Source organism: Duganella violaceipulchra, assembly GCF_019166075.1.
Lineage (GTDB): Bacteria > Pseudomonadota > Gammaproteobacteria > Burkholderiales > Burkholderiaceae_D > Rugamonas > Rugamonas violaceipulchra.
The window spans coordinates 15,822-37,049 of record NZ_JAHTGR010000002.1; the positions used below are offsets into that span (position 1 = coordinate 15,822).

16 protein-coding genes are annotated in these 21,228 nt (G+C 63.2%); 2 read left to right on the plus strand and 14 right to left on the minus strand.

Features of this window, described 5'->3' with window-relative positions; all coding sequences use genetic code 11:
* Positions 1-10: 10 nt before the first annotated feature.
* From KVP70_RS02970 to lptF, 3 genes are read right to left on the minus strand one after another with little or no spacing between them, the layout of a single operon-like run.
* Entirely contained in the window at positions 11-385 is a 375-nt protein-coding gene (locus KVP70_RS02970; protein ID WP_217940541.1) for a sirohydrochlorin chelatase, read from the minus strand.
* Positions 386-1,555 carry an LPS export ABC transporter permease LptG gene (gene lptG, locus KVP70_RS02975; RefSeq protein ID WP_217940542.1) on the minus strand — a complete coding sequence of 390 codons (1,170 nt, stop codon included), beginning with the start codon at positions 1,553-1,555 and terminating at the stop codon, positions 386-388. It lies immediately after the preceding gene.
* Positions 1,552-2,688 (minus strand): LPS export ABC transporter permease LptF, encoded by a 1,137-nt coding sequence (gene lptF, locus KVP70_RS02980; protein ID WP_217940543.1) that lies wholly within the window; start codon positions 2,686-2,688, stop codon positions 1,552-1,554. The genes lptG and lptF overlap by 4 nt, the downstream gene beginning before the upstream one ends.
* A gap of 100 nt (positions 2,689-2,788) precedes the next feature.
* Between lptF and KVP70_RS02985 the strand changes: the two genes are divergently transcribed.
* Complete coding sequence (locus KVP70_RS02985) at positions 2,789-4,282, plus strand: leucyl aminopeptidase (RefSeq protein ID WP_217940544.1); 1,494 nt, start codon at positions 2,789-2,791, stop codon at positions 4,280-4,282.
* A gap of 6 nt (positions 4,283-4,288) precedes the next feature.
* Here KVP70_RS02985 and KVP70_RS02990 read toward each other — a convergent pair whose 3' ends face one another.
* The 4 genes from KVP70_RS02990 to KVP70_RS03005 form a co-directional block, all read right to left on the minus strand.
* Positions 4,289-5,995 (minus strand): methyl-accepting chemotaxis protein, encoded by a 1,707-nt coding sequence (locus KVP70_RS02990; RefSeq protein WP_416053863.1) that lies wholly within the window; start codon positions 5,993-5,995, stop codon positions 4,289-4,291.
* A 172-nt stretch (positions 5,996-6,167) separates the two neighbouring features.
* A complete protein-coding gene (locus tag KVP70_RS02995; RefSeq protein ID WP_332844197.1) occupies positions 6,168-6,524 on the minus strand; it encodes a hypothetical protein in 357 nt (118 codons plus the stop codon).
* Between the two features lie 147 nt (positions 6,525-6,671).
* A complete protein-coding gene (locus tag KVP70_RS03000) occupies positions 6,672-6,860 on the minus strand; it encodes a DUF1653 domain-containing protein (protein WP_020705647.1) in 189 nt (62 codons plus the stop codon).
* Between the two features lie 5 nt (positions 6,861-6,865).
* Complete coding sequence (locus KVP70_RS03005) at positions 6,866-7,273, minus strand: phiTE_015 family protein (protein ID WP_020705646.1); 408 nt, start codon at positions 7,271-7,273, stop codon at positions 6,866-6,868.
* Between the two features lie 418 nt (positions 7,274-7,691).
* Here KVP70_RS03005 and xth point away from each other — a divergent pair, with 418 nt between their 5' ends.
* The gene (gene xth / locus KVP70_RS03010; RefSeq protein WP_217940548.1) at positions 7,692-8,456 is read left to right on the plus strand and encodes an exodeoxyribonuclease III; all 765 of its coding nucleotides are present in this window, start codon (positions 7,692-7,694) and stop codon (positions 8,454-8,456) included.
* Here xth and KVP70_RS03015 read toward each other — a convergent pair whose 3' ends face one another.
* The 7 genes from KVP70_RS03015 to prpC all read right to left on the minus strand — a co-directional run bounded on the left by KVP70_RS03015 (position 8,457) and on the right by prpC (position 21,219).
* On the minus strand, positions 8,457-12,101 hold the full coding sequence (locus tag KVP70_RS03015) for a sensor domain-containing protein (RefSeq protein ID WP_217940550.1): 3,645 nt from the start codon (positions 12,099-12,101) through the stop codon (positions 8,457-8,459).
* 177 nt (positions 12,102-12,278) lie between these two features.
* Complete coding sequence (locus KVP70_RS03020) at positions 12,279-13,952, minus strand: cation acetate symporter (protein ID WP_217940551.1); 1,674 nt, start codon at positions 13,950-13,952, stop codon at positions 12,279-12,281.
* A complete protein-coding gene (locus tag KVP70_RS03025; RefSeq protein WP_217940552.1) occupies positions 13,949-14,257 on the minus strand; it encodes a DUF485 domain-containing protein in 309 nt (102 codons plus the stop codon). The genes KVP70_RS03020 and KVP70_RS03025 overlap by 4 nt, the downstream gene beginning before the upstream one ends.
* 98 nt (positions 14,258-14,355) lie before the next feature.
* Positions 14,356-16,257: a propionate--CoA ligase gene (locus tag KVP70_RS03030; RefSeq protein ID WP_217940553.1), complete on the minus strand. Its 1,902-nt coding sequence runs from the start codon at positions 16,255-16,257 to the stop codon at positions 14,356-14,358.
* Positions 16,258-16,283: 26 nt separating this feature from the next.
* Positions 16,284-17,474, minus strand: a complete 1,191-nt coding sequence (gene prpF / locus KVP70_RS03035; protein ID WP_217940554.1) for a 2-methylaconitate cis-trans isomerase PrpF — start codon at positions 17,472-17,474, stop codon at positions 16,284-16,286.
* 2 nt (positions 17,475-17,476) lie between these two features.
* The gene (acnD, locus tag KVP70_RS03040; RefSeq protein WP_217940555.1) at positions 17,477-20,074 is read right to left on the minus strand and encodes a Fe/S-dependent 2-methylisocitrate dehydratase AcnD; all 2,598 of its coding nucleotides are present in this window, start codon (positions 20,072-20,074) and stop codon (positions 17,477-17,479) included.
* A complete protein-coding gene (prpC, locus tag KVP70_RS03045) occupies positions 20,074-21,219 on the minus strand; it encodes a bifunctional 2-methylcitrate synthase/citrate synthase (RefSeq protein WP_217940557.1) in 1,146 nt (381 codons plus the stop codon). Before prpC ends, acnD begins: the two co-directional genes overlap by 1 nt.
* Positions 21,220-21,228 lie beyond the last annotated feature (9 nt).

A 21,228-nucleotide genomic window follows, 5' to 3' on the forward strand; every position in this document is an offset into this window, starting at 1 on the left:
CTGCCGCCGCTTATGCCGGCAGCGAGGCCACGCAATAGTCGGACAAGGCATTCAGCACGGCCGCGTTCTCGCCGGCCGCTTCGACCACGTTGATCGTCGCCTGCGGATAGTCGATGCGCAATTGCTCGACCATCAGCGGCAGGTCGCGCAGCACATGGCCTCCCTGCCCCAGGAATACCGGCACCACGGTGATCTGCGTGACGTCGTCGGCGCTCAGTTCGGCCACCAGCTCAGGCAGGGACGGCGTCATCAGCTCCAGGAAGGCCAGCGCCACGCGCACTTCAGGCATGCGCGCCTGCGTCAGCTCGCGCAGCCGCTCGAACGGCGTGGCCCACGATGCGGCGCGGGCGCCGTGCGCAAACAGAACCAGGGATTGTTTGTTCATCTAATGTCGCTCCACCCACCACAAAGCGCCTAACGCCAGCAGCAGGAATAAAAGACTCGGGGCGATCGCCGTGACCACCGCCGGCCAGGTGCTCAGCAGCCCCAGATGCGAGAACAGCGTGTTCACCAACTGGAAGCTGACACCGATCATGATACCGACAAAAATCTTCAGACTCACGCCGCCGCTGCGCGTATGCAGGTAGCCGAACGGCAGCGCCAGCGCCATGAGCACGAAGATCGCCAGCGGGTCGAACAGCTTCTTCCAGAACGCGATCTTGAAGCGCTCGGTCTCCTGCTTGTTCTCCTGCAGGTGGCGGGTGTACACCGCCAGTTCGTTGGCCGACATGCGCTCCGGATCGGAGCCGGCCACCGACAGGATCTTCGGCGTCACCTCGGACAACAAGTCCTTGGTGGCGCTGTGGCGGGTTTCGATCAGACTGGTGTCCTGGGCGAAGTTGTTGGCCAGGTTGGCCTCGCTGCCCGGCTTGAGCAGCGCCGGATTGGTGAAGATATTTTCCGTCACATCCGACAGCTGCCAGTTGTTGTTGCCCTTGAAGGTGCCGAGCTTGGCCAGGGTGATCGAACGCAGACGGAAGCTGGTGTCGAACTCGTACAGCTTGACGTCGACCAGCGTGCCGTCCGGCCTCACCTGGCGCACGTTGAAGAAACGCGAACCGGTCACGGTGCCGCTCATGCCGTCCGACTTGACGATATCCTTGGTCCACAGGCCGGAGCGGAACTCCGACGAGATCGCGGCGCCGCGCGCGCTCAGCTTGATCTTCTCGGCCAGCGGCGCGGTGCGCGGCGCAATCAGCTCGCCGAAGATGAAGGTGACGATCACCAGCACAAAGCCGATCTTGGCCAACATCCACGCCACCATCCCGGTCGACATGCTGGAGGCGCGCATGATGGTGAATTCGGACGTCGCCGCGAACTGCGCCATCGTGTAGATGGTGCCGATCAGCGCCGCCAGCGGCATCACTTCATACACGTGGGCCGGCAACTGCACCAGCACATACAGGAAGGCATACTGGATGGCGTAGCCGTTCTTGCCGACCGACGGCAGCTCGCCCGTCAGGTCCATGAAGGCTTGCAGTCCAAGGAAGGCGACCAGCACAAAGGCCACCGCCTGCAAGATCGAGACGGCGAAATAGCGTTGCAGGATTTTCATGGCGTGACAGCTTTCTTGCCGGCCGCGCGCGAGCGCTTCAGCGCCGCCAGCAATGCCAGCGGATGGTAGCGATGGTTGAGGTTCAGGCGCCAGGCAAACAGCGCGAACACCAGCAGCGCCGCGACCACGTGCAGCGGCCACCAGGACAGCGCGAACGACGACTTGCCCTGCTTGACGCTGGCCTCGACCAGCTTGACCACGTTGCTGTAGCTGAAGAAGATCAGCAGCGCGATGATCAGGTTGGCCGAACTGCCGGCGCGCGGATTGACAAAGCCCAGCGGCACCGCCAGCAGGATCAGGATCAAACAGGTGGCCGGCGACGAGATGCGCCACAACAGTTCCGCGCGGCCGAAGGCCGTGGTGTCGGACAGCAGCGCCATGATAGGCTCGGCGTCGGTGTTGCGTTCGGACTCGAGGTCCTGGGTCTGGCTGGTCACGCGCATGCTGTAGCTCTCGAACTCCATGGTCTGGAAGTCCGACTGGCCCGGCGTGCCCTGGTAGCGGCGGCCGTTCTTCAGCACCAGATAGCGCTCGCCCTTGGCGCCGGTGTTGATCACGCCCTCGCGCGCGACGATGACGGCGGTGCCATGTTCGTCGACCGTGTTGACGAACACGTTCTGCACCACCGCCGTCTTGCCGGCCACGCCTTCGACGAAGAAGATGCGGTTGGCCGACGCCGATTCCTTGAACTGGCCCGGCGAGACCTTCTGCAGGTCTTCGCGTTTTTCGAAGCGCTCCACGTATTCCGAGCTTTTCTGCTTGGCCCACGGCGTGGCGACGAAACTCAGGGCGCCCGTCAGCAGCACCATCGGCAGGCCGAAGCTCAGCACCGGCGCTATCCACTTGGTCAGGCTCAGGCCCGAAGCGAACCACACCACCATCTCGGAATCGCGGTAGCTGCGTGTGACCACCATCAGCACTGAAATAAAGCTGGTGAGGATGAGGATAGTTGGCAGATAATTCAGCGTTGCGAATGCGATCAGCGCGATGACGTCACTGGAGGCCACCTTGCCGCCTGCGGCCCGGCCCAACACGGCGATCAGGGTCCAGGTAACGCATATGCTGAACAGCACGGTGAAGGTGGCGCCGGCGGCACTTGCCATTTCACGTCGTAGGGCGCGTTGAAAGATCATTCGAAAGTTATAATTCGGTAGTTAAGGGCCTCACAGGGCCACAAGTTAAATAACAGCCTGTCAAACAGGCTGGCAATTCGTACACGACACGGAGAATCAAATGGACTTTAGCATAAAAGCATTCGACACAAAAAACACCATCGCTTCGGCCAAAGCCGGCGTTGTCGCCGTCGCGGTCTTTGAGAACAAGAAGCTGTCGCAGGCCGCCAAGGCGCTGGACGGCTCCGGTGAAATCACGGCTGCGCTGAAGTCCGGCGACATCTCCGGCAAAGCCGGCACCACCCTGCTGCTGCGCGGCGTGAAAGGCGCGAGCGCCGAACGCGTGCTGCTGGTCGGCCTGGGTAGCGACGATGGCGTCAGCGAGAAGAATTTCGCCAGCGGCGTGTCCGCGGTGCTGAAGGCTTTCTCCGCCCTGGGCGCGAGCGACGCTATTATCGCACTGCCGATGACCGAAGTGAAAGAGCGCGACGTCAATTGGGCGATCCGCTGCGTGGTGCAAAGCGCGCACGAAAGCGTGTTCCGCACCGACGGCCAGAAGAGCAAGAAGGACCCGGCGCCGACCGGCGTGAAGAAAATCGCGCTGGCCGTGCCAAGCACCGCCGCCACCAAGCTGGCGCTGGCCCAGGCCGAGGCGATCGCCAACGGCATGGACCTGACCAAGGAACTGGGCAACCTGTCGGCCAACATCTGCACCCCGACCTACCTGGCCAACACCGCCAAAAAACTGGGCAAGGACTACAAGTTCGACGTTGAAGTGCTGGACCGCAAACAGCTGGAAGCGCTGAAGATGAACAGCTTCCTGTCCGTGACCAACGGCAGCGAGCAGCCGCCGAAGTTCATCATCCTCAAGCACATGGGCGGCAAGCCTAAGGATGCGCCGGTGGTGCTGGTCGGTAAAGGCATCACCTTCGACACCGGCGGCATCTCGCTGAAAGCCGGTCCAGGCATGGACGAGATGAAGTACGACATGGGCGGCGCCGCTTCGGTGCTGGGCACCTTCCGCGCCATCGGCGAGATGAACCTGAAGCTGAACGTGATCGGCGTGATCGCCGCCTGCGAGAACATGCCTTCCGGCCGCGCCACCAAGCCGGGCGACATCGTCACCTCGATGAACGGCCTGACCATCGAGATCCTGAACACCGACGCCGAAGGCCGCCTGGTGCTGTGCGATGCGCTGGCCTACGCCGAGCGCTTCAACCCGGCCGCCGTGATCGACATCGCCACGCTGACCGGCGCCTGCATCGTCGCCCTGGGCCACCACAAGAGCGGCTTGTTCACGCGCGACGACGAGGTCCACAACAAGCTGGCCGACGAGATCATGGCTGCGGGTAAAGCCGCCGGCGACACCGCCTGGCGCCTGCCGATCGGCGAGGAGTACAACGAGCAGCTCAAGTCCAACTTCGCCGACCTGGCCAACATCGGCACGCCGGGCGGCGCCTCGTGCACCGCCGCGGCCTTCCTGGAGAACTTCACCCGCAAGTACACATGGGCCCACCTGGACATCGCCGGCACCGCATGGAAATCGGGCGGCGCAAAAGGCGCGACCGGCCGTCCGGTACCGCTGCTGTCGAACTTCCTGATCAACCGCGCGTAAGCACGGTTAAAACTCTTCCCACTCTTCGGCGCCGGCGGCTGCTCGGCCGCGCGCCGGACGGGCCGGCGCCGTCAGTTTGGCCATCGGCCTGGGCGGCGCCTTGCGCACCAGCGGCAGCACCACCGCCGCCGGTGCAGCCCGGCCGGCGTGTCCGTCCGCCAGCTTGAACACGCCGACCATCCGCACCAGCCCCGCCGCCTGATCCTGCAAGGACGCTGCCGCGGCACTGGCCTCCTCCACCAGCGCGGCGTTTTGCTGCGTCACCTGATCCATCTGCGTAATGGCCTGGCTGACCTGGTCGATGCCGGCGCTCTGCTCCTGCGTGGCCGTGGTGATGCCGCCCATGATATCGGTCACCCGCTGGATGCTGCCGACGATTTCGCCCATCGTGGCGCCGGCCTGGTCGACCAGCTTCGATCCCATCTCCACCTTCTCCATCGAATCGCCGATCAGCACTTTGATCTCCTGCGCGGCGGCCGCGCTGCGCTGCGCCAGGTTGCGCACCTCGGTGGCGACGACGGCGAAGCCACGCCCCTGCTCGCCGGCGCGCGCCGCCTCCACGGCCGCGTTGAGCGCCAGGATGTTGGTCTGGAAGGCGATGCCGTCGATGACGCCGATGATGTTGCCGATCTTGCCGGCCGATTCGTTGATCGAGCCCATGGTGCCGACCACCTCCGCCACCACGCTGCCGCCCTTGAGCGCGATGGCCGACGCCGACACGGCCAGTTCGTTGGCCAGGCGCGCGCTGTCGGCGTTCTGCTTGACGGTCGACGCCAGTTCATCCATCGACGACGCGGTCTCCTCCAGCGAGGCGGCCTGCTGCTCGGTGCGGGAGGACAGGTCCAGGTTGCCGGCCGCGATCTGCACCGAGGCCGATTCGATGGCGCCCGAGCGGTCGAGCACCTGGCCGACGATGCCGGCCAGGCTGTCGCGCATGGTCTTCATCGCGAACACCAGGCTGGAACGGTCCTGCGGCGCGGTGTCGATGACGACACTCAGGTCGCCGGCCGCGATGCGCGCGGCGATGTTGGCGGCGTAGGCAGGCTCGCCGCCCAGTTGCCGCAGCAGGCTGCGCGTGATCATCACCGCCGCGACCACGCTGCACAGCAGCGCCAGCGCGCCGAGCACCAGCATCAGCGAGCGGGTTTCCTGATAGGCCTGCTGGATGGCGGCCGCCCCTTCCGCATTCTGTTTTTCCTCGATGACGGCCAATTCGCGCAGCAATTCCCACCACTTTTTCTGCACCGGCCGGAACTCAAAGCGCAGCAACTGGTAGGCTTCGCTGTTTTTCTTTTCCTGGATCAGCTCCTTCGCCTTGGCGAGGAAGGGCGCGGCCAACAAGGCCTGCTGCCTGATCTGGCCATACAGCGCAGTCTCCTCGGGCGAGGTGACGCTGTCGGTCGAGAACATTTCGCCCAGCTTGTTCTGTGCCTCGTCGTATTTGTCGCTCTGCGCCGCAATCCGCTTGAGCTCGATCTGGATTTCTTCCTGCCGGTCTTCGGGCAGCAGGATCAGGTTGCGCAGCGCCAGCGCGCGCTCGGTCACAGTCAAATCCATTTTCGCCACCAGCTTGGACTCCACGCTGTTGACGTCGACGATTTCGTCCACCCGCTCCTGCATGCGCCCCATGCGCTGGATGCCGAACATCGTCACGGTGGCCAGCAACACCGCCACCAAACCAAACCCCATGCCCAACCGCGTTACCACCCTCATTTCCGAATTACGCATACACCGCCTTATATCTGTAACAATTAATAATATTTACATTTTCAACATTACCAATAGTAACAAATATTGCCGCAAGGCAAACATAGGAAATATCCTATTCCGCTATAGGAATCGGATTTTCCCGGTAGGAATATTCCTACCTGAAAGGCAACACGGATCAGTACAAGGTCACGCCGGGGGCGGGTGGCGGCAGGCCGTCGCGCTGGGCGTCCGCATGCATCACCACCGTCAGCGTGGCGGGATAGTCGTAGCCGGCGCCGGTGTTCTTGTCGATGAAGTAGCCCACGCCAGCGGTCAGTGCCAGATTCCCCCACAGATTCCCGTCCACCTTGGAGTCGACCTTCTCGTAGGCCCAGCCCGTGCCCTCTTTCTGGCAGTCGATGCGCAGCGCGCCCGCGCTCTTGCGCAGCGTGATGCGCGCCGGCGTGGTCACAAACCATTTGCCGACATCGTTGTACAGCACGCAGCCGACGCCGGCGATCTCGCGATGATCGAGCACGGTTTGCACCAGCACGTTTTGTTGGGTGGATTCAGTCAGGGAAGCACAGCCGGCTATCAGGGCCGGCAGTACAAGTGCCGCTGCAACGGGGCGGAAATACATGGTCTGCCTCAGGGTTAGTGGGTCAGCCCAGTGTAGCAGCCCGCGAGCGGTTCTATATGCTCAATCAAGCGGCGTAAAGCGTTGCACTTTTACGCCATCGACTTCGACAATTTCAAAAAACACGTCTTTCGGCCGGGTCCAGATGGATCCGTTCGCGGCGCGATAGACGATCATGGTACTGAGATCGGATTCCAGGGTGGCCTCGCATACCAACTCGTAGAGGCCCCCTTTGTAGTGCCTGAAGCGCATCCCGGTCAGGCGTTATGCCGTACCGGCTCAGCCGCGGCAACGCGTTCTTCCGCCTGCTCCTGCTGCTTCTTCTTCAGACCCTGTACCACTTTCAGGATATCGTCCATGCCGCGTTCGCCGCCCAGGGTGGAGAACGCATCCAGCACTTCGTTCAATACCTGGTTGCGCACCGCAGCCTCGTCGGAATTGATGGCCGGCGGACGTTGAACGGCAGCCTTGGCCTTTTCCAGCGCGGCGGCTTCCTTTTGTGCAGCCGTCTTGCGGCCGCCCGGCGTTTTGCCGTGCTCCAACGCAGCCTGCCAGATGACCCAGCGGCGTTGCGTTTCAAAAACCAGATACTCTTCTGGTTTGTCTTCCCGGCGTCGGACGATGTGACCGTCTTTCTGCGCCCACGTCTCGAATGCAGCTCGCATTTTAATTCCTTTGTAAATGCGCTACGCGCAATTCACTGTTAAAACCACAAGTAATTTCCCTATAGTACCATTTCTTGTTAAGTTACAACACAAAAATGAACCCTGGACACTACTATTTTTGATTGCTCGACAGAAACACAAGTTTTCCACCCAATTTGTATCAGTATATTTCTCTTTTGCTTACTTTGTCTTTATTTACCGTTCTATTTTGACAACAAGGAGACATTCCTAGCAATTTTTTTTTAATTTCACACATTTTGCAACATTTTAGGCGCTGACAGTGCCCGCACGAAAGACTTTTTCATGTTTTTTTATAAAAATCGTCAAATTAACAATCCTATGTGTTAAATCAAGATGCTGTAAGATTCGGTCATATAGGCTAACGCCTCCCCCAAAACCCGCAAGGACACTGACTCAGATGAAAATAGCCACATGGAATGTTAACTCACTCAACGTTCGCCTGACGCACGTCTTGAAATGGCTAGAGGAGAACCCCATCGATGTCCTCTGCATCCAAGAAACAAAATTAACGGATGACAAGTTTCCGGTGGCCGCCATCGAGGCCGCCGGCTACCAGGTCGCCTATAGCGGCCAGAAGACCTACAACGGTGTGGCCATCCTGTCCAAACTGCCGATCGCCGACGTCGTCAAGAACAATCCGCGCTACGAAGACCCGCAGCAGCGCATCCTGGCCGCCACCATCGACGGCGTGCGCGTGGTGTGCGCCTATGTGCCCAACGGCCAGAGCGTCGATTCCGACAAGTACGAGTACAAACTGGGCTGGCTATCGTCTTTCCACGACTGGATCAAGGAAGAGGCGGCGCTGCATCCGCAACTGGCGGTGCTGGGCGACTACAACATCGCGCCGGAAGACCGCGACGTCCACGACCCGGCCGCGTGGGCCGGCCAGGTGCTGGTGTCCGACAAGGAGCGCGCCGCCCTCACCCGCTTGCTCGACATCGGCCTGACCGATTCCTATCGCCTGTTCGAACAGCCGGAAAAATCGTTCAGCTGGTGGGACTACCGCGCGCTGGGCTTCCGTCTCAACAAAGGCCTGCGCATCGACCACATCCTGCTATCACCGGCGCTGGTGGCCCGCTGCAGCGCCTGCGTGATCGACCGCGCGCCGCGCAAGTGGGAACAGCCGTCCGACCACGCGCCGGTGATCGCCACGCTGGACTAACTAAAGCCTTGGCAGCAGCAGCTGGGCCGTCGCGTGCGGCACCGGCTGCGAGAACAGATAGCCCTGCGCATACTGGCAGCCGTTGCGCTGCAACAGCGCGTACTGGCCCTCGGTCTCCACACCCTCCGCCACCACCGACAGCTGCAGGCTGTCCGACAGCGCGATGATCGCCGCCACGATCGCGCGGTCTTCCGCGCTCTCTTCCAGTTCCTTGATGAAGGCGCGGTCGATCTTGATCTTCTTGACCGGGAAGCGCTTCAGGTAGGCCAGGCTCGAATAGCCGGTGCCGAAATCGTCGATCGACAAGCGGATGCCCATGGCGTTGATCTGGCCCAGGATGTCCAGCGTCTGCTCGCCGTGCTGCATCAGCGCCGTCTCGGTGATCTCGAATTCGATCAGCGACGGATCGATGCCGGTTTCGTCGAGGATGGCGCGGATCGACTCGATCAGCCCACGATGCATGAACTGGCGCGGCGACAGGTTCACCGCCAGCGGCACCGGCGCCAGGCCGGCGCGCTGCCACGCCATGCTCTGCCTGCAGGCCTGGCGTATCACCCACTCGCCGATCGGCACAATCAGGCCGTTCTCCTCGATGATGGGGATGAAGTGGTCCGGCAGCACCAGTTCGCCGTCCCCGCGACGCCAGCGCAGCAGCACCTCCATCGTATGCAGGCGGCGCGTGCCAATGTCCATGATGGGCTGGAAGTACAGCTCGAACTCGTCCTGCGCCAGCGCGCCACGCAGGCTGGACTCCAGCTCGAAGTGCGCCGCCGCCGTCTGGTTCATCGCCTCCTTGAAGTACTGGTAATTGTTCCTGCCGCTGGCCTTGGCGTGGTACATGGCGGCGTCGGCGTGGCGCATCAGGGTCTCGACGTCGCCGCCGTCGTCCGGATAGACGCAGATGCCGATCGACGGCGTGATGTGCAGGTTGCGGCCTTCGAGCGGGAAGCTGTCCGACAGCGCCTCGATGATTTTCTCCGCCACATGGCTGGCCTCCTCGGACGAACGGATGCCCGGCACCAGCACCACGAACTCGTCGCCGCCCAGGCGGGCCACGGTGTCGCTGGCGCGCACCGCGCGGCACAGCCGGCTCGCCACCTCCTTCAGCAGCTGGTCGCCGGTCATGTGGCCCAGCGAATCGTTGATGGTCTTGAAGCGATCCAGGTCGATGAACATCACCGCCAGCCGGCGCTCGGAACGCTGCGCCGCCAGCATGGCGCGGTCCAGCCGGTCCGACAGCAGCGCGCGGTTCGGCAGGCCGGTCAGGCTGTCGTGGTAGGCCATGTGGTGCACGCGCGCCTCGGCCTGGCGGCGTTCGACGATCTCGCCTTGCAGCAGCGCGTTGGCGCCGGCCAGTTCGGCGGTGCGCTCCAGCACCCGCACTTCCAGGTCGTCGCGTGCGCGGCTGACCGCTTCGGCCGCCTCGCGCCGCTCGGTGATGTCGTCCACCAGCCACACCGAACGCCCGGTGGCCTGCGCCAGATCGAACGGACGGCCGGACAAGCGGCCCCAGAATGTGCTGCCGTCCTTGCGCACCAGCTGGTATTCGGAGGCGTGCACGCGGCCGGCGTGGAAGTCGTCGGCGGTGGCGGCGCGCGCCGCTTCCCACGCATCCTTGTCGGCGTAGAAGGCCTGCACGCTCAGCTGGTTCATCTCGCCTGGCGCATAGCCGAACAGCTCTTCCATCTTGGTGTTGCAGCGCAGGTTGCGGCCCTGCTCCACCACCGAGATACCCAGCACCGCGCTGTCCAGGATGGCCTGGTTTTCCAGCAGCGCGTTGCGCAGCGATTCCTCGGCGTTCTTTTGCTCGGTGCGGTCCTCGATCACCCAGATCGTGCCTTGGGTCGGATCGTCGGGATTGACCACGTAGCCGATCAGCTGCGCCCACATCAAGGTATCGTCGGAGCGGCGCATCTCCATCTCGATCTGGAACGGCTTGCCGATCGACAAGAAGGGATAGGCTTGCGCGCCCAGCTTGTCGTAGGACTCCTGCGACGGATACAGTGCGCGGCCGGGCAGGCCCAAGCCGGCGTCGCCCTCGTAGCGGAACATCTCGGCGAAGCCGCGGTTGTAGCGCGTGATGACGCGGTTCTTGGTGAACAGGATGCTCATCGAGGCATTGGTCATGATGGCCTCGACCTCCATCTGCGTCTGGCGCGTGCTGGTCACGTCCTCCAGTATCCAGATGGTGCCGCCTTCGCTGTGCGCGTCGTCCACCGCCTTGGCGCGCACGCGGCACCAGAACACGCTGCCGTCCTTGCGTTTGAACTCGTATTCTCTTTTCTCGAACGGCTGGCCGGTACCCAGCAAGGGCGCGGCTTCGCGACCGAATTCCTCGTAGCGTTCCTGCGACGGGAATACCATCGCCGATGGATGTCCCACCATTTCGTCGATGTCGTAGCCGAACATCTCCGCCATGCGCGGATTACAGCTCAACATGACCTGCGCCTTGCTGAACAGGATGCCGACCGAGGCGTTGTCCAGGATCGCCTTCTGCTCCAGCAGCAGCTGGCGGGTCGCCTCTTCATGCCGCTTTTGCGCGCTGCGGTCGTCGAAGATCCAGATGGTGTCCTGCTGCGTGCGGCCCGGATTGATCACGTAGCCGAAGGCGTGCGCCCAGAAGGTCGAGCCGTCCTGGCGCCGCATCTCCATCTCGGCCTGGTACGGTTTGCCGCGCGCCAGCAGCGGGCGCGCCTTGCGCACCACCGCGTCGTACGCTTCCTGCGACGGATACAGCGTCGACGTCAGCTGGCCGACGCCGCCATCGTCGTTGAAGCCGAAGAATTCGGCGAAGCGGTGGTTGTAGCGCAGGATGCGGTTATCGCGCTGGAAGCCAATCGCCAGCGGCGCGCTGTCCATGATGGCCTGCATCTCCAGCAGCGCGCGGCGCAGCTTCTCTTCGTCGATGCGGTGCTCGTTGATGTCTTCCATGATCCACACCGTGCCTTCGGCGGTATGGATAGGATCGATGGCGCGACCGAACAGGCGGGCCCAGAACAGCGAGCCGTCCTTGCGGCGCAACTGCGCCTCCTGCATGAAGGACAAGCCCTGCGACAGCGGCGGCGCGGCCTTGCGCCCCAAGTCGACAAAGTCCGCTTCGCTCGGATAAACGGTCACGCTGGCCATGCCCTCCAGCTCCTGGCGGCTGTAGCCCAGCATTTCGGCGCAGCGGATATTGCACTCCTGGATAACCCTGTCCCTGGTGAACAGGATGCCGACGGCGGCATTCTCCAGGATGGCCTGCTGCTCCAGCAGCGTCTTGCGCAAGGCGCGCTGGTCGCGCTCCACCGCGCTGATGTCGTGGAAGACGATGGTGGCGCCCTGCACCGCCGAACTGGCCGGCAGCGGCTTGCTCCAGGCTTGCACCGACAGGTATTGGCCGTTGGCGCAGGTCAGGCAGCTATCCCAGCGCTGGCCGGCATTGGACGGATCGAGTGCCGCGTCGAGCGCCTTGACGCCGGCGCCGCGCACGTGGCGCGCGAACAGGTCGACCATCGGCCGCCCGGCGGGATCGAAACCCAGCAAATCCACCAGCTCCGGATTGGCAGCCAGCACCACGCCATCAGTGCCGTAGGCGCACGCGGGAACGCCGATCAGCGCCAGCGCGTCTGCTACAAAATCAGGATTGGTCGAAACTCGATTCATGTACACCAATGGCACCCAAAAAAAATGCCGCCTCGCCCGTTACTTTCCGGCAGCATAGTTGGCAGATCATAAACCACATTGGGCGCATTAGCCATCGCGCGCACCGAGCGGCGCCCCTAAAAACGACAATGCCCGGAGAGCCGGGCATTGTCGTCATCCGATCACTTGTCAATTACATCAGTGGGCGGCGGCTCCGGCGGCGCCGATGCCGGTCTCGGAACGCATTTCCTGCGCCTCGTAGCCGGCGCGGTCGATGCGTGCACGCGGGCTCTTGTCGAGCACCGAGAACAGCCAGATGCTGGCGAAGGCCGCAGGTATCGAGAAGATAGCCGGCGAGGCATAAGGGAACAGCGCGTCGGTATGTCCCAGCACATCGACCCACACCGATTTCGACACCACAGTCAGCACCACGGCAGTGGTCAGGCCGATGAAGCCGCCCACGGTGGCGCCGCGAGTGGTGCAGTTCTTCCACAACACCGACATGAACAGCACCGGGAAGTTGGCCGAAGCGGCGATGGCGAAGGCCAGCGACACCATGAACGCGATGTTCTGCTTCTCGAACACGATGCCCAGCACGACGGCGACCACGCCCAGCGCAACGGTGGTCAGGCGCGACACATGCAGCTCCTTGGCGCTGCTGGCCTTGCCCTTCATGATCACGGTGGCGTACAAGTCGTGCGACACCGCCGAGGCGCCGGACAGCGTCAGGCCGGCCACCACCGCCAGGATGGTGGCGAAAGCCACGGCCGAGATAAAGCCGAGGAAGACATTGCCGCCCACCGCCTTGGCCAGGTGGATCGCCGCCATGTTGTTCCCGCCCAGCAGTTTGCCGGCGGCGTCCTTGAACTCCGGATTGGTGCTCACCAAAACGATGGCGCCGAAGCCGATGATGAAGGTCAGCACGTAGAAGTAAGCGATCCAGCTGGTGGCCCAGAACACCGACTTGCGTGCTTCCTTCGCGCTAGGCACGGTGAAGAAGCGCATCAGGATGTGTGGCAGGCCGGCGGTGCCGAACATCAGCGCCATGCCGAACGAGATCGCCGACACAGGGTCCTTGATGAAGGTGCCGGGGCCCATGATGGCGTCCTTCTTGGCGTGGATCTCGACCGATTTGGCGAACAGCGCCTCAGGGCTGAAGTTAAACTGCGCCATCACCACGAAGGCCATGAAGGTGGCGCCGCCGAGCAGCATCACCGCCTTGATGATCTGCACCCAGGTGGTGGCGGTCATGCCGCCGAACAGCACGTAGATCATCATCAGCGAACCGACCAGCACCACCGCGATCCAGTATTCAAGACCGAACAGCAGTTTGATCAGCTGCCCCGCGCCGACCATCTGCGCGATCAGGTAGAAGGCCACCACCACCAGCGTGCCGGAGGCGGAGAAGATGCGGATCGGCGCCTGCTTGAAGCGGTAGGCGGCGACGTCGGCAAAGGTAAAGCGGCCCAGGTTGCGCAGGCGCTCCGCCATCAGGAAGGTGATCACCGGCCAGCCGACCAGGAAGCCGATGGCGTAGATCAGGCCATCGTAACCGTTCAGGAAGACCGCGGCGGAGATGCCTAGGAAGGACGCCGCCGACATGTAGTCGCCGGCGATGGCCAGGCCGTTCTGGAAGCCGGTGATGCCGCCGCCGGCGGTGTAGAAGTCGGATGCCGATTTAGTCTTGGCAGCCGCCCACTTGGTGATGAACAGCGTGAAGATGACAAAGGCGCCGAACATGGAGATCGCCGTCCAGTTGGTTGGCTGCTTGACCGCCTGGCCCAGATCTACTCCGGCCGCCAGCGCCGCACCGCAGACGCCCAGCAGCGTCAACGCGGCGAGCCCGCGCAGCATGCGTTTGGCGGCGCTCATGCCCGCACCCGTTCTTGAATGGCGTGGGTCAGGTCGTCGAATTGCTTGTTGGCGCGGCGGACATACACGCCGGTGACGAGCACCGTGAACGCGATCACGAACAGGCCAAGCGGCATGCCCCAGGTCATCACGCCGGCGCCGGTTTTCGACGCCAGCAGTTCCTTGTCGAAGGCGATCAGCAGGATGTAGCCGTAATAAACGAACATCATTACCGCCGTCAGCCCCCAGCCGAAACGGGAGCGGACCCTGACCAGCTGATGGTAGTTGGGGTCCCGCTTTATTTTTTGAACCAGATCGTCATGCATGGCGCGTCTCCTGTGATTTGATATGTGGCCAGTACTCTTTTCTTTTCGAGCTTGTGACCACAATAAACCGCGAGACTTACCGCCCCCTTACGCGCAGGCTATTTCACCACACCCGCTTGCAGAACACGTTGTATCTGCTGGAGCGAAGCAGGATCTTCGATCGCCGTCAGGTCGCCGGGGTTGCGGCCTTCGCAGATGGCCTGGATCGAACGACGCAGCAGTTTTCCGGAGCGGGTCTTGGGCAACTGCGGTACGAAGTACACGCGCGACGGCCGCGCGACGGCGCCCAGCTGATGATCGACCACGCCGAGAATTTCCCGCTCCTGCGCCGCGCGCCCCTCATCACTGGCGACACGCGTTGCATCCTTGACGATGACGAAGGCAACCGCCACCTGGCCTTTGAGCTTGTCCTCCACGCCCACCACCGCCACCTCGGAAACGTTGGCGTGACTGGAGATGGATTCCTCGATCTCGCGCGTGCCCAGGCGATGACCGGTGACGTTGATCACATCGTCGGTGCGGCCGAGGATGAAGTAGTAGCCGTCTTCGTCGCGCACACCCCAGTCGAAGGTCGAATACACCTGCTGGCCATCGAAGGTGGACCAGTAGGTATCGACAAATCGCTGGTCGTCGCCGTACACGGTCTGCATGCAGCCCGGCGGCAGCGGGCCGTCGATCACCACCACGCCCTTCTCGTTGGCGGCGCATTCCTCGCCGGTCGATTCGTTGAGCAGTTTGACCTTGTAGCCGTACATCGCCACGCCGGGGCTGCCCAGGCGCGTCGGCTTGTCCTCGACGCCCTTGGCGATCGACAGGATGGGCCAGCCGGTTTCAGTCTGCCAGTAATTGTCGATGATGGGCACGCCCAGTTCATCGTGTATCCATTGCGAGGTGGTTTCGTCCAGCGGTTCGCCGGCCAGGTACAGCGCGCACAGCGACGACAGGTCGTACTTGCGCATGAACTCCGGCGGCTGTTTGCGCAGCACGCGGATCGCCGTCGGCGCCGAGAACATGCGCGTGACCTTGTACTTCTCGACGATGCTCCACCAGATGCCGGCGTCCGGACAGACCGGCAAGCCTTCGTACATGATGGTCGCCATGCCGGCGATCAGCGGGCCGTAGACGATGTAGGAGTGGCCGACCACCCAGCCGATGTCGGAGGTCGCGAAGAAGGTCTCGCCGGCCTTGCCGCAGAAGTTGTACCTCATCGACGACGCCAGCGCCACCGCGTAGCCACCGACGTCACGCTGCACGCCTTTCGGCTTGCCGGTGGTGCCGGAGGTGTAGAGGATGTAGGAAGGCTCGTTCGACTCCAGCCAGGTCACCGGCACGTGCGCATCCATGTGTGCGGCGCGCAGAGTGGCCCAGTCCTCGTCGCGGCCTGCCACCAGTTCCATAGCCGCCAGGTTGCGGTCCACCAGCAGCACCTTGGCCGGCTTGGCGGATGACAGTTCGATCGCCTCGTCCAGCAAATGCTTGTAGGGGATGGCCTTGCCGTTGCGCGAACCGGCATCGGCGGAGATGATCAGCACCGGCCGCGCATCGTCGATGCGGCTGGCCAGGCTGTTGGCGGCAAAGCCGCCGAACACCACTGAGTGAATCGCGCCGATGCGGGCGCAGGCCAGCATCGCGAACGCCGCTTCGGCGATCATCGGCATGTAGATCAACACGCGGTCGCCACGGCCGACGCCCAGCGCCAGCATCATCGCGGCGCAGCGTTCGACTTCGGTGCGCAGTTCGTTGAACGAGTAGCTGCGCTCCGTATTGGTTTCGGTGGAGATGGCGATCAGCGCTGGCTGGTCGCCCTGCCTGACGCACCATCGGTCCACGGCGTTGTGACACAGGTTGGTCTGTCCGCCGACGAACCACTTGGCGAACGGAGGGTGGGAGTAATCCAGCACTTTCGTGCATGGGGCGTTCCAGTCGATGAGCGCTGATTCGTCCTGCCAGAATTGTTCAGGCGTGACGATAGAGCGCTGATAAAAATCAGCGTAATTCATGTCTCCTCCTTTATGGTGTGTTCAGCTTAGAACGTGTCGCCGGGGATGCGTACCCAACCTTCCATCAACACGCGGGCGCTGCGGCTCATGACCGCCTTGGTCACGCTCCACTCGCCGTTCTGCTGCGTCGCTTCCGCGCCGACCCGCAGCGTGCCGGATGGGTGGCCGAAGCGCACCGCATCGCGCACGCCGCCGCCCGCCGCCAGGTTCACCAGCGTGCCCGGTATCGCCGCAGCGGTGCCGATGGCCACGGCCGCCGTGCCCATCATCGCGTGGTGCAGCTTACCCATCGACATGGCGCGTACCAGCAGATCGACGTCGGTGGCGGCGACCTGCTTCCCGCTGGACGAGGTGTACGGTGCCGGCTTGGCGACGAAGGCCACCTTGGGCGTATGCTGGCGCGTGGCCGCGTCGTCGATATGCTTGATGAGGCCCATGCGCAGCGCACCGTGGGCGCGTATCAGTTCGAAGCGCGCCAGCGCTTTCGGATCGCTGTTGATCGCGTCCTGGAGCTCGGTGCCGAGGTAGCCGATATCCTCCGCGTTGACGAAGATGGTCGGGATGCCGGCGTTGATCATGGTCGCCTTCATGGTGCCGACGCCGGGCACTTCCAGCTCGTCGACCAGTTGGCCGGTCGGGAACATGGAGCCACCGTCCCCCTCTTCTTCCGCCGCCGGGTCCATGAATTCCAATTGGACTTCGGCTGCGGGGAAGGTGACGCCGTCGAGTTCAAAGTCGCCGGTCTCCTGCACTTCGCCGTTGGTGATCGGCACGTGGGCAATGATGGTCTTGCCGATATTGGCCTGCCATACGCGCACCACGGCCATGCCGTCGCGTGGAATGCGGTCCGCGTCCACCAGGCCGCCGCTGATGGCGAAGGCGCCAACCGCAGCGGACAGGTTGCCGCAGTTGCCGCTCCAGTCGACGAAGGCCTTGTCGATGGAAACCTGGCCGAACAGGTAGTCGACATCGTGATCCGGCTTGCTGCTCTTGGACAGGATCACCGACTTGCTGGTGCTGGAGGTGGCGCCGCCCATGCCGTCGATCTGCTTGCCGTATGGGTCCGGACTGCCGATCACGCGCAGCAGCAAGGCGTCGCGCGCGGCGCCCGGCTGTTGCGCGGCTGCCGGCAGATCCTGCAAGCGGAAGAACACGCCCTTGCTGGTGCCGCCACGCATATACGTGGCGGGGATCTTGATTTGCGGTGTATGAGCCATGATCAGGCAGCCTTCACGGATTCAAGGAAGTCCTGGGCGAAGCGCTGCAGCACGCCGCCAGCCTCGTAGATCGACACTTCTTCCGCCGTATCGAGGCGGCAGATCACCGGCACTTCGAGACGCTCGCCGTTGCGACGGTTGACCACCAGCGTCAACGTCGAACGCGGGGTGCGCTCGCCGATCACGTCGTAGCTCTCGGTGCCGTCCAGCGCCAGCGTCAGGCGGTTCACGCCCGGCAGGAACTCCAGCGGCAGCACGCCCATGCCCACCAGGTTGGTGCGGTGGATGCGCTCGAAGCCTTCGGCCACGATCGCCTCCACGCCCGCCAGGCGCACGCCCTTGGCCGCCCAGTCACGCGACGAGCCCTGGCCGTAGTCGGCGCCGGCGATAACGATCAGCGACTGCTTGCGCTCCATGTAGGTCTCGATGGCTTCCCACATGCGGGTGACTTTGCCTTCCGGCTCCACGCGCGCCAGCGAACCGGCTTTGACCTTGCCGTCGGCATCGCGCACCATTTCGTTCTTCAGCGTTGGATTGGCGAAGGTGGCGCGTTGCGCGGTCAGGTGGTCGCCGCGGTGGGTGGCGTAGGAGTTGAAGTCTTCTTCCGGCAGGCCCATTTTCGCCAGGTACTCGCCGGCTGCGCTATTGAGCATGATGGCGTTCGACGGCGACAGGTGGTCGGTGGTGATGTTATCGCCCAGGACCGCCAGCGGCAGCATGCCTTTCAGCGGACGAGCGCCAGCCAGCGCGCCTTCCCAATACGGCGGACGGCGGATGTAGGTGGTCTGCGGACGCCAGTCGTACAGCGGCTTCACTTTGATGCCGTCGTCTTCCTGCTTGGCGAACATCGGGATGTAGACCTTGTTGAACTGAGCCGGCTTGACGCTGGAAGCGACCAGCGCGTCGATCTCTTCGTCGGTCGGCCAGATGTCCTTCAGCGTGACCGGCTGGCCTTTGCTGTCGATGCCCAGCACATCTTTTTCGATATCGAAGCGGATCGTGCCGGCGATGGCGTAGGCCACCACCAGCGGCGGCGAGGCCAGGAAGGCCTGCTTGGCGTATGGGTGAATGCGGCCATCGAAGTTGCGGTTACCCGACAATACGGCGGTGGCATACAGGTCACGGTCGATGACTTCCTTCTGGATCACCGGATCGAGCGCGCCGGACATGCCGTTGCAGGTGGTGCAGGCGTAAGCGACCACGCCAAAGCCCAACTGCTCCAGCTCAGGCATCAGGCCAGCTTCTTCCAGGTACAGCGTCACGGTCTTGGAGCCGGGCGCCAGCGAGCTTTTCACCCATGGCTTGCGGGTCAGGCCGCGCGCGTTGGCGTTGCGGGCCAGCAGGCCGGCGGCGATCATGTTGCGGGGGTTGTTGGTGTTGGTGCAGCTGGTGATGGCGGCGATGATGACCGCGCCGTCAGGCATCACGCCAGGTTCGTTTTCCACCACGCCGCTGATACCACGCGCGGCCAGCTCGGAGGTCGGAACGCGGTTGTGCGGGTTCGACGGACCGGCGATGGTGCGGACCACCGAAGAAAGGTCGAACTTCAACACGCGCTCGTATTCGGCGGTCTTCAGGGCTTCGCCCCACAGGCCGGTTTCCTTCGCGTAGGTCTCCACCAGCTTGACCAGTTCATCATCGCGGCCGGTCAACTTGAGATACTTGATGGTTTGCTCATCGATGTAGAACATCGCTGCGGTGGAGCCGTATTCCGGCGCCATGTTGGAGATGGTCGCGCGGTCGCCCAGCGTCAGGTGCGATGCGCCTTCGCCGAAGAACTCCAGGTAGGACGATACGACCTTCTGCTTGCGCAGGAATTCGGTCAGCGCCAGCACGGTGTCGGTGGCGGTGATGCCGGCTTGCGGCTTGCCGGTCAGCTCGACGCCGATGATGTCCGGCAGGCGCATCCACGATGCGCGGCCCAGCATCACGCTCTCCGCTTCCAGGCCGCCGACGCCGATGGCGATCACGCCCAGCGCATCGACCATCGGGGTATGCGAGTCGGTGCCGACCAGCGTATCCGGGAAGGCCACGCCATCCACCGCCTGGATCACCGGCGACATGCGTTCCAGATTGATCTGGTGCAGGATGCCGTTACCCGGCGGGATCACGTCGACGTTCTTGAACGCCTTCTTGGTCCAGTTGATGAAGTCGAAGCGGTCTTCGTTGCGACGGTCTTCGATGGCGCGGTTCTTGTCGAAGGCGTCGGGATCGAAGCCGCCGCATTCGACCGCCAGTGAGTGGTCGACCACCAGCTGGGTCGGCACCACCGGGTTGACCAGCGCAGGATCGCCGCCTTGCAGCGCGATCGCGTCGCGCAGGCCGGCCAGGTCGACCAGCGCGGTCTGGCCGAGAATGTCGTGGCACACCACGCGCGCAGGGAACCATGGGAAGTCCAGGTCGCGCTTGCGCTCGATCAGCTGCGACAGCGAGGCGTTGAGCGTCGCCGGATCGCAACGGCGCACCAGGTTTTCAGCCAGTACGCGCGAGGTGTACGGCAGCTTGGCCCAGGCGCCAGCCTGGATCGCGTCGACAGCGGCGCGCGCGTCGAAGTAATCGAGCTTGGTGCCCGGCAGTGGTTTGCGGAATTGGGGGTTCATTATTTGCGGTCCTTGATCGGGACGAACTTCAGGTCTTCAGGACCGACGTAGTTCGCGCTTGGACGAATGATCTTGTTGTCGATGCGCTGCTCGATGATGTGCGCGGCCCAGCCGGACGTGCGCGAGATGACGAACAGCGGCGTGAACATCGCGGTCGGCACGCCCATCATGTGGTACGACACCGCCGAGAACCAGTCCAGGTTCGGGAACATCTTCTTGATGTCCCACATCACAGTTTCCAGGCGTTCGGCGATGTCGAACATCTTCATCGAGCCGGCTTCCTGCGACAGCTTGCGCGCCACTTCCTTGATGACGACGTTGCGTGGATCGGAGATGGTGTACACCGGATGGCCGAAGCCGATCACGACTTCCTTGTTGGCGACGCGGTTGCGGATGTCCGCTTCGGCTTCGTCGGCGTTTTCGTAGCGCTTCTGGATCTCGAAGGCGAATTCGTTGGCGCCGCCGTGTTTAGGGCCGCGCAGCGCGCCGATCGCGCCGGTGATGGCGGAGTGGATGTCCGATCCCGTGCCGGCGATGACGCGGCTGGTGAAGGTGGAGGCGTTGAACTCGTGTTCCGCGTACAGGATCAGCGAGGTGTGCATCGCCTGGACCCAGCTCTCGGATGGCTTCTCGCCGTGCAGCAGGTGCAGGAAGTGGCCGCCGATGGAGTCGTCGTCGGTTTCCACGTCGATGCGTTTGCCATTGTGGCTGAAGTGGTACCAGTACAGCAGCATCGAACCGAAGGAAGCCATCAGGCGGTCGGCGATATCGCGCGCGCCTGGCACGTTGTGGTCGTCCTTTTCCGGCAGCGTGCAGCCGAGGACCGAGACGCCGGTGCGCATCACGTCCATCGGATGCGCCGATGCAGGCAGTGCTTCCAGCGCGGACTTCAGCGCTTGCGGCAGGCCGCGCAGCGAGCGCAGTTTGGTTTTGTAGCCTTTCAACTCGGCGGCGGTCGGCAGCTTGCCGTGTACCAGCAGGTAGGCGATTTCTTCGAACTCGCAGGTGCTGGCCACGTCCAGGATGTCGTAGCCGCGGTAGTGCAGGTCGTTGCCGGTTTTGCCGACGGAGCACAGTGCGGTATTACCAGCGGTGACGCCGGACAGGGCGACGGATTTTTTTGGTTTGAAAGTAGCTTCGGTCATTTTATAAGT